The 8,382-nt window shown below is 72.2% G+C and carries 9 protein-coding genes and 1 pseudogene; 4 read left to right on the forward strand and 6 right to left on the reverse strand.

Annotated elements, in window-relative coordinates:
* Both OZN99_RS19835 and OZN99_RS19840 read left to right on the forward strand, forming a co-directional pair.
* Positions 1-522: phosphotransferase (locus tag OZN99_RS19835; protein WP_270936988.1), on the forward strand; the 522-nt coding region annotated here is incomplete at its 5' end.
* On the forward strand, positions 522-833 hold the full coding sequence (locus OZN99_RS19840; protein ID WP_270936989.1) for a DUF6285 domain-containing protein: 312 nt from the start codon (positions 522-524) through the stop codon (positions 831-833). The genes OZN99_RS19835 and OZN99_RS19840, both read left to right, overlap by 1 nt.
* Positions 834-842: 9 nt before the next feature.
* On the opposite strand, the gene fahA is transcribed toward OZN99_RS19840, so the two are convergent.
* Positions 843-2,144, reverse strand: a complete 1,302-nt coding sequence (gene fahA, locus OZN99_RS19845; protein WP_270936990.1) for a fumarylacetoacetase — start codon at positions 2,142-2,144, stop codon at positions 843-845.
* Between the two features lie 5 nt (positions 2,145-2,149).
* Positions 2,150-3,481, reverse strand: coding sequence for a homogentisate 1,2-dioxygenase (gene hmgA / locus OZN99_RS19850; protein WP_270936991.1), 1,332 nt, complete (start codon positions 3,479-3,481; stop codon positions 2,150-2,152).
* A gap of 98 nt (positions 3,482-3,579) precedes the next feature.
* Between hmgA and OZN99_RS19855 the strand changes: the two genes are divergently transcribed.
* Together OZN99_RS19855 and OZN99_RS19860 are read left to right on the forward strand one after the other, a co-directional pair.
* Positions 3,580-4,752: a thiolase domain-containing protein gene (locus OZN99_RS19855; RefSeq protein WP_270936992.1), complete on the forward strand. Its 1,173-nt coding sequence runs from the start codon at positions 3,580-3,582 to the stop codon at positions 4,750-4,752.
* Positions 4,752-5,135, forward strand: coding sequence for a Zn-ribbon domain-containing OB-fold protein (locus tag OZN99_RS19860; protein WP_270936993.1), 384 nt, complete (start codon positions 4,752-4,754; stop codon positions 5,133-5,135). The genes OZN99_RS19855 and OZN99_RS19860 overlap by 1 nt, the downstream gene beginning before the upstream one ends.
* A gap of 81 nt (positions 5,136-5,216) precedes the next feature.
* Here OZN99_RS19860 and OZN99_RS19865 read toward each other — a convergent pair whose 3' ends face one another.
* The 4 genes and pseudogenes from OZN99_RS19865 to OZN99_RS19880 form a co-directional block, all read right to left on the reverse strand.
* Entirely contained in the window at positions 5,217-6,149 is a 933-nt protein-coding gene (locus OZN99_RS19865) for a ribose-phosphate pyrophosphokinase (protein ID WP_270936994.1), read from the reverse strand.
* 124 nt (positions 6,150-6,273) lie between these two features.
* Entirely contained in the window at positions 6,274-7,203 is a 930-nt protein-coding gene (locus tag OZN99_RS19870) for a hypothetical protein (protein ID WP_270936995.1), read from the reverse strand.
* A 171-nt stretch (positions 7,204-7,374) separates the two neighbouring features.
* Positions 7,375-8,145 carry a peptidoglycan editing factor PgeF gene (pgeF, locus tag OZN99_RS19875; protein WP_270936996.1) on the reverse strand — a complete coding sequence of 257 codons (771 nt, stop codon included), beginning with the start codon at positions 8,143-8,145 and terminating at the stop codon, positions 7,375-7,377.
* Positions 8,142-8,382: pseudogene (locus OZN99_RS19880) on the reverse strand (class I SAM-dependent methyltransferase); the annotation flags it as partial. The pseudogene OZN99_RS19880 and the gene pgeF, both read right to left, overlap by 4 nt.

The following is an 8,382-nucleotide window of genomic DNA, read 5'->3' on the forward strand; positions in this document are numbered from 1 at the left end:
GCCGGACGCGCCGCCATCGCGACGATGCGCGCGCGGCTGGACGCCGCCGGCACGCCGCGTCCCGTCATCGAATGGGGCCTGCGCGCCGCGGAGCGCAGCGCGCCGCCGCCGGTGCCGCCCGTGCTGGTGCACAACGACTTCCGCACCGGGAACATCATGCTCGACGCGTCGGGCGTGACCGCCGTGCTGGACTGGGAATTCGCCGCCTGGGGCGACGGCCATGCCGATCTCGGCTGGCTCTGCGCGAAGTGCTGGCGCTTCGGCAACGTTGCGCAGGAAGCCGGCGGCCTCGGCCCGCGCGCGAGCTTCTATGCCGGCTATCAGGCCGAGAGCGGCACGAAGGTGGACGATGCGCGCGTGCGCTGGTGGGAGCTGGTGGCGCATATCCGCTGGGCGGTGATCGCCGCCGACCAGGCGCAGCGCCACATCTCCGGCGAGGACCGCAGCCTGGAACTGGCGCTGACCGGCCATATCGTGCCGGAGCTGGAGTGGGAGATCCTGGCACTGAGCGAGGGACGCTGATGCTGGAGAAGCCCGACGGCGCCGACCTGCTGGCGACCGCGCGTGAGGTCGTGCTCCAGGAACTGCTGCCCGCCCTGCCGCCGGAGAAGGCCTTCGCCGCGCGCATGGTGGCCAACGCGATAGCGATCGCGCTGCGCGAGGCCAAGGCCGACACGGCGTCGCTGCCCGCGCAGGATCTCGCCGCGCTGTCGCGCGAGATCCGCGGGGGCGCGCACGACCCCGGCACGCCGCGCCACGCGGAGGTGCTGGCCTTCCTGCGCGACTATGCGCGCCTGCGCGCCAGCGTCAGCGCGCCGAAGGCGCTTGGGTAGCGCACGCCGTCACGGCGCCGGCGTGACCACCCCCCGGCACTCCCCGAAGCCGATGCCTGCGAAGCCCGCTCGCCGCGCGCGGGCCTGCAGCACGATCTCGTCGCCATCCTCCAGGAAGCGCCGCGTCTCGCCGCTCGCCAGCGTCACCGGCTGCTTGCCGCCGCGCGTGATCTCCAGGAGGGAGCCGAAGCCGTCCTCGCTGGCCGAGGAGATCGTGCCGGTGCCCAGCAGGTCGCCCGGCTGCAGGTTGCAGCCGCCGCAGGCGTGATGCGCGACGAGCTGCGCCGGCGTCCAGTAGAGCCCGCTGGCATGGCCGCGCGACAGGCGATGCGGCGGCAGCCCCTTCTCCCGCAGGCCGGGCGTGAGCAGGAACACCTCGAGCTCCAGCTCCAGCGCGCCATGCGCCTGGTCGCGCTCGTCCCAGAGGTAGTCCATCGGCTTCGGGTCGCCCTCCGGCCGCTTCGCCTGCGCACGGCGGAAGGGCGCCATCGCCTCGGGCGTGATCACCCAGGGGCTGACCGTGGAGCAGAAGTTCTTCGCCAGGAACGGACCGAGCGGCTGGTATTCCCAGCCCTGGATGTCGCGCGCCGACCAGTCGTTCAGCAGGCAGAAGCCGGCGATGTGCTCGGTGGCCTGCGCGATCGGAATCGGCTCGCCCAGCGCATTGCCCGGCCCGATCCAGAGGCCGAGCTCCAGCTCGTAGTCCAGGTTGCGGCTGGGGCCGAAGCTCGGCGTCGTCTCGGTGGCCGGCTTGCGCTGGCCGTTGGGCCGGCGCACCGGATGGCCGCTCGGCACGACGCTGCTGGCGCGGCCATGATAGCCGATGGGCACGTATTTGTAGTTCGGCAGCAGCGGGTTGTCGGGCCGGAACAGCGCGCCGACATTGGTGGCGTGCTGGATGCCCGCGTAGAAGTCGGTGTAGTCGCCGATGCGGGCGGGCAGGTGCAGCGTGCAGTCGGCGGCGCGGTGAAGCATGCCCGCCAGCCGCGCGCGCTCCGTGCTGTCTTCCGACAGCAGGTCGAACAGGCGCAGCCGCAGCGCACGCCGCGGGCCGCCGCCCAGCGCCAGCAGCTCGTTCAGCACGCCGCCCTCGGCCGCCGCCGCGGCCTCCTCCGCCGCGCCGTCCAGCAGGCCTGCCGCAAGCACCGCATCCAGATCCAGGATCATGTCGCCGATGGCGACACCCGCCCGTCCGGTGCCGTCATGCAGCGCGAAGATGCCGAGCGGCAGGTTCTGGATCGGGAAGTCCGGATGCCCGTTGGCGGAGGCGACGAAGCTGCGCCGGCTGGCCAGGTGCGTGTGGTCCTGCATCGTCCTTACCGCTTCGCCGGGTTGAACTGCTTCTTGAGCCCCGCCCAGCAATCCGTGTAGCCGGCCTGCAGCTGCGGCAGTGCGGCGGCATAGGCGGTGACGCGCTGTGCCAGCCGCGTCTCGAACATGAAGGCCATGGTGTTGGCCAGCTTGTGCGGGACGAGATCGGCATTCGACGCCTTCTCGAAGGCCTCCGCATCGGGTCCGTGCGGCAGCATGCAATTGTGCAGGCTGAAGCCGCCGGGCACGAAGCCCTGCGGCTTGGCGTCGTACTGGCCATAGATCAGCCCCATGAACTCGCTCATCAGGTTCATGTGGTACCAGGGCGGCCGGAAGGTGTTCTCCGCCACCATCCAGCGCTCGGGGAACAGCACGAAATCGATGTTCGCCGTGCCCGGCGTCTCGCTCGGCGCCGTCAGGCAGGTGAAGATCGAGGGGTCGGCATGATCGAACAGGATCGGCCCCACCGGCGAGTAGCGACGCAGGTCGTACTTGTAGGGCGCGTAGTTGCCGTGCCAGGCGACGACGTCCAGCGGCGAGTGCCCGATCTCCGTCTGGTGGAACGCGCCGCCCCACTTCACGACCACGCGGTGCGGCGCGTCCACGTCCTCGTACGCCGCGACCGGGGAGAGGAAGTCGCGCTGGTTCGCCAGGCAGTTGGCGCCGATCGGCCCGCGCTCCGGCAGGGTGAAGGCGCCGCCGTAGTTCTCGCAGACATAGGCCCGCGCCGGGCCGTTGACCTCCACGCGGAACTTCACACCGCGCGGGATCACCACGATCTCGCCCGGGCTCGCGTCGATCACGCCGAACTCCGTGCGGAAGCGCATCGCCGCGGATTGCGGGATCACCAGCATCTCGCCATCCGCGTTCCAGAAGGTCTCGTCCACCATGCTGGCGGTGACCAGCGCGACATGCGCGGCCATGCCGGTCTGGGCAGCGACGTCGCCCGCGGTGGTGATGGTGCGCATGCCCGTCAGGAAGGTCAGCTTCTCGCCCGGCAGCGGGATCGGGTGCCAGCGCAGCGGCTGGATCGGCAGGTCGTGGCGCGCCGCATCCGGCGCGCTGATCCAGAAGGGCAGCTCCAGCGGTCGGAAACGCGCGATATGCGCCACGGTGGGGCGGATGCGGTACAGCCAGGACCGCTGGTTGCTGGCGCGCGGTGCCGTGAAGGGCGATCCGCTCAGCTGCTCGGCATAGAGCCCGTAGGCGCAGCGCTGCGGGCTGTTGCGCCCCACCGGCAGCGCGCCGGGCAGCGCCTCCGTCTCGAAGGAATTGCCGAAGCCGGACAGGTAGCCGGCGGTCGCGGCGGTGAGCCCGAGCGGGGGGGTGACATCCATGGCTGGCCTCCTCGTTCCCGTGACTATAGCGCGCCCCCGCCCGGCTTGCCCAATGCCCGCCCGCGCGCCAGTCTCCGCGGCCCGGAGGACGCCCGCCCATGAGCCTGAACGGCAAGGCCTGCATCGTCGGCGCCTATGAGCACCCGACCCGCAAGGCCGAGGACAAGTCGGTCGCCCAGCTGCATGCGGAGGTCGCCTGGGGCGCGCTGCAGGATGCCGGGCTGACGAAGGACGACGTGGACGGCTATTTCTGCGCCGGCGACGCGCCGGGCATGGGGCCGCTCTCCATCGCGGAATATCTCGGCCTGGACCGGCTGCGGCACGTCGACAGCACGGATATCGGCGGCAGCAGCTACCTGGCGCATGTCGCGCATGCGACCGCCGCGATCGCGCTCGGCCGCTGCAACGTGGCGCTGATCACGCTGGCCGGGCGGCCGCGCAGCGAGGGCCAGGCGACGGGTACCGCAACGCGCGCGCAGAATCCCGCCATCCCTGACGACCAGTTCGAGATCCCGATGGGCCGCACGGTCGCGGCCGCCTATGCCATGTGCGCCATGCGCCACATGCACGAATTCGGCACCACCAGCGAGCAGCTGGCCTGGATCAAGGTGGCGGCCAGCCACCACGCGCAGCACAACCCGCACGCGATGCTGAAGAAGGTGGTGACGGTGGAGGAGGTGGTGAACTCGCCCCTGGTGGCGGACCCGCTGCACCGTCTCGACTGCTGCGTGATCAGCGATGGCGGCGGCGCGCTGGTCGTGGCGCGGCCGGAGATCGCGCGCAGCCTGAAGCGCCCTGTGGTGACGGTACGCGGCACCGGCGAGGCGCTGAAGACCCATGCCGGCGGGTACAACGACCTGACCTTCTCCGGCGCGCGGTATTCCGGCGCGCGCGCCTTCGAGGAGGCCGGCGTGACGCCGGCGGATATCCGCTACGCCAGCATCTACGACAGCTTCACCATCACCGTGCTGATCCAGCTGGAAGACCTCGGCTTCTGCGCGAAGGGCGCGGGCGGGCGCTTCGTGGCCGACGGCAACCTCATCAGTGGAGTCGGCAAGCTTCCGTTCAACACCGATGGCGGCGGGCTCTGCAACAACCACCCGGCGAACCGGGGCGGCATGACCAAGGTGATCGAGGCAGTGCGGCAGTTGCGCGGCGAGGCGCATCCGGCCGTGCAGGTGAAGGACTGCGCGCTGGCCCTGGCGCATGGCACCGGCGGCCTGCTCGGCCACCGGCACGGCAGCGCGACGCTGATCCTGGAGAGAAGCTGATGTCCGAGCGCACCATCCAGGCCCCGATCCCGGACCCCACCACCGCGCCCTTCTGGGACGCATGCCGCGAAGGCCGGCTGATGATCGGTCGCTGCAAGGACACGGGGCGGCACTTCTTCCCGCCGCGCGGCGTCTCGCCCTTCACCCTGTCGCCGCATGTGGAGCTGGTGCCGGTCAGCGGCCGCGGCACGGTCTACAGCTACACGGTGATGCGCGCGAAGGAGCCCTACATCCCGGCGATGGTGGAGCTGGCGGAAGGGCCGCGGGTCTTCACCAACCTGGTCGATGTCGCGCCGGAGGGCGTGCGGATCGGCATGGCGGTGACGCTGCGCTTGGTGCCGACGGAAGGCGGCCCGCCGGTGCCGATGTTCGCGCCTGGGTGAGCGCCGGGCTCACATTCGCCTCCGCTTCCCTCCCCCGCCCTGCGGGGAGGGGGAAACGCGGCCAGGAGCTTCAGTCCCTGGTCAGCTGAACAGGTCGCTGACGCTGCTCTCCTCGCTGATGCGCTTCATCGCCTCCGCGATCAGCGCCGAGATCGTCAGCTGCTTGATGTTGCGGCTGACGCGCACCGCTTCGGTCGCCAGGATGGAATCCGTCACCACCATCGTCTCGATCGGCGCCGCGCCGACGCGCGCCACCGCGCCGCCCGAGAAGACGCCGTGCGTCACGTACACGCTGGCGCTCTTCGCGCCGTGCTTCAGCAGCGCCTCCGCCGCATTGCACAGCGTGCCGCCGGAATCGACGATGTCGTCCACCAGGATGCAGTGCCGCCCCTCGACCTCGCCGATCACGTTCATCACTTCCGAGACACCGGCGCGCGGCCGGCGCTTGTCGATGATCGCCAGGTCCGCCTGGATGCGCGCCGCGATGGCCCGCGCGCGCACAACGCCGCCGACATCGGGCGACACCACCATCAGCTCGCGCCCGGCGAAGCGCTCCTGGATGTCGCGCGCAAACAGCGGCGCGGCGAACAGGTTGTCCACGGGGATGTCGAAGAAGCCCTGGATCTGCCCGGCATGCAGGTCCATCGTCAGCACGCGGTGGGCGCCCGCTTCCACGATCAGGTTGGCCACCAGCTTGGCGCTGATCGGCGTGCGGCTGCCGCTCTTCCGGTCCTGCCGGGCGTAGCCGAAATAGGGGATCACCGCCGTGATGCGCCGCGCGCTGGCGCGCCGCAGCGCGTCCAGCATGATCAGCAGCTCCATCAGGTTGTCGTTCGCCGGGTAGCTGGTGGACTGCACGACGAAGACGTCCTCGCCGCGCACGTTCTCGTGGATCTCGACGAAGATCTCCATGTCGGCGAAGCGCCGGACGGAGGCTTGCGTCAGCGGCATGCCGAGCGCCGCGGCGACCGCCTCGGCGAGCGGGCGGTTGCTGTTGCAGGCGATGATCTTCATGCGGCGAGGCCCCGGGGAGGTGGCGAGCGGGTCGGTGCGCCCGGATAGCAACGTGACGTTTGGGTGTCCATCGCGGTGGCATCCGCCGCACGCATGACCGCTCCCTCGCAACGATCGGCAGGCCTCAGAGGGGCGGTGGCTGCGCCCCCGCCGCCTGCTGCGCGGCCGCGGCGGGCTCCGGCATGCCCCCGGCATTTGCGATCACGTCGCGGACGCCGCCCGAGGCCTCGTCCGCCACCACGAAGGCGATATCGCCCCACAGGCCGTTCAGGCTGCCCGTCGGCACCTCGTTCAGCTGCAGCACGCGGCCGAGGTCGTAGCCGTCGCGCCGCGACACCGTCCAGACGATCTCGACGCGCTGCAGCCCGCGGGCCGCCGCCGGCACCACGCTGACCACGCCCTGCACCGCGAAGCCCGCGCCATCCGCCTGGTCCTGCACCTGCAGGCCGAGCCCGGCCAGGCGTTCGGCCATGCGCGCCGTCAGGCTCTCATTGCCGTCGCCGGGCGCGCCGCGCACCGGCAGCAGCATCACCACCGGCGGCCCGGCACCGGCCGCGCGCTCATCCCCCGTGCGGCGCAGCGCGTCGGCGCGCGCCACCAGGATGGCAAGGGCGGGCGCCGCTTCCACCGCGGCGCGCTTCAGCGCCTCGTCGTTCCCCTCCGCCCAGTCGCGGAAGCTGACGGGGCGCCCGGCATGCTGGCCGATCGTGCGGCCATCCGCGTCGCGCACGGCATAGCGCGGCACCACCTGCCCGCCCTCCCGCGTGGCGGAGGCCAGGACGAGCCAGTCGAGCGGCAGCGCCTCCCCCGACACCGCCGGCACCTCCTGCGCCTGCAGCGCCTCCGCCAGCTCGCGGGCGAAGGTCACGGCATCGGCATCGGTCAGCATCGCCTCGGCCGGGGCCGGCACGGCCAGCCGATAGGCCGGCGGGCGGGCCAGCTGCATGGCCAGCCGCCCGGGCTGCCCGCGATAGGGCTGCGGCAGGTCGCCGCAGGCGCCGAGCGCCCCGGCAGCCGCCAGCCCCAGCAGCCCGCGCCGGGCCACGGGTTGCATGGACTGCGTCCGCGCAACCCGCATCCGGCATCCGGAAGCCGGCGATTCACGCCCTGTCGTGCCCGCCTGCGGCGTGCACGCCCAGGGCGATCGCGGGCTAGACCAGCGCACAGGAGACCAGCAGCGTCAGGAAGATCATGATGGTGAACATGACCACATAGGGCATGACGGTCAGCATCTCCCCGGCAGCGCGATGGCGGACAACTGGTGCCCGATCGGGCCGCCGCCCGCCAGGGTGGACCGCCGGTGGCTGAAGAAGCGGTCCTCCTCGGCCAGCGTGTCCCGGCCGCACCAGGCCGCCGCGGCGATGCCCGCGGCCTGCAGCCGCGCCAAGCAATAGCCCGGCAGGTCGAACCACCAGCGATCCTCGCGCCGGCCCGGGGCGAAGAAGCGCGCATCCGCCGGATTGCGGGCCAGCACGGCGTCGCGCAGGTCGGGCCCCACCTCGTAGCTCGCCTGGCCGATGCAGGGGCCGATCGCGGCGGCGATGCGGCCCCGCCGCGCGCCCAGCCGCTCCATCGCGTCCACCGTCGCCTCGAGCACGCCGGCGGCCGCGCCGCGCCAGCCGGCATGGGCGGCGCCCACCACCCCGGCGGCCTCGTCCGCGAAGAGCACGGGCGCGCAATCGCCGGTGACGATGCCCAGCAGCAGCCCTGGCCGGTCGGTCACCAGCGCATCCGCCTCCGGCCGTGCCGTCTCCGGCCAGGGTTCGCGCAGCTCCGCCACGGCGATGCCGTGCACCTGCGTCAGCCCGACCAGCGCGGCCGGTGGCAGGGCGAGCGCATCCGCGGCGCGTGCCCGGTTGGTACGCACCGCGTCGGAATCGTCCCGGCCCGACAGCGAGCAGTTCAGGCTGGCGAAACGGCCGGTGGAGACGCCGCCCTCCCGCGTGAAGAACCCATGCGGGACGGGCAGGCCGGCAGTCAGGAACGGAACCGTCATGCGTCCTCGAATCCGGGTGGAGGCCCAAGCCTCGAATCGCAGAGCGCGAGCGCCTTGAACAGTCGTCCCATGCCTTCCGGCGCGATAAGCCGCTCGGCGCCCGAGAGGATCTCGCGCGCCAGCCGCGGCCGCGCCTGCGCCAGCATCGCGGCCCGCGTCACCAGCCCGAGCCGCTGAAGCAGCACGCCCTGCGGCAGGGGGCCGAACGCCGCCGCGCCGGCCGTCCGCGCCGCGGCG

Origin of the sequence: Falsiroseomonas oryzae, assembly GCF_027856955.1 — a bacterium.
Taxonomy (GTDB): domain Bacteria; phylum Pseudomonadota; class Alphaproteobacteria; order Acetobacterales; family Acetobacteraceae; genus Falsiroseomonas; species Falsiroseomonas oryzae.

Excerpts from the sequence above, each read along its gene's own strand:
- OZN99_RS19855 (WP_270936992.1), top strand. The coding sequence starts at position 3,580 with ATGAGCCTGAACGGCAAGGCCTGCATCGTCGGCGCCTATGAGCACCCG.
- hmgA (WP_270936991.1), bottom strand. The coding sequence starts at position 3,481 with ATGGATGTCACCCCCCCGCTCGGGCTCACCGCCGCGACCGCCGGCTAC.
- OZN99_RS19870 (WP_270936995.1), bottom strand. The coding sequence starts at position 7,203 with ATGCAACCCGTGGCCCGGCGCGGGCTGCTGGGGCTGGCGGCTGCCGGG.
- fahA (WP_270936990.1), bottom strand. The coding sequence starts at position 2,144 with ATGCAGGACCACACGCACCTGGCCAGCCGGCGCAGCTTCGTCGCCTCC.
- OZN99_RS19840 (WP_270936989.1), top strand. The coding sequence starts at position 522 with ATGCTGGAGAAGCCCGACGGCGCCGACCTGCTGGCGACCGCGCGTGAG.
- pgeF (WP_270936996.1), bottom strand. The coding sequence starts at position 8,145 with ATGACGGTTCCGTTCCTGACTGCCGGCCTGCCCGTCCCGCATGGGTTC.
- OZN99_RS19865 (WP_270936994.1), bottom strand. The coding sequence starts at position 6,149 with ATGAAGATCATCGCCTGCAACAGCAACCGCCCGCTCGCCGAGGCGGTC.
- OZN99_RS19860 (WP_270936993.1), top strand. The coding sequence starts at position 4,752 with ATGTCCGAGCGCACCATCCAGGCCCCGATCCCGGACCCCACCACCGCG.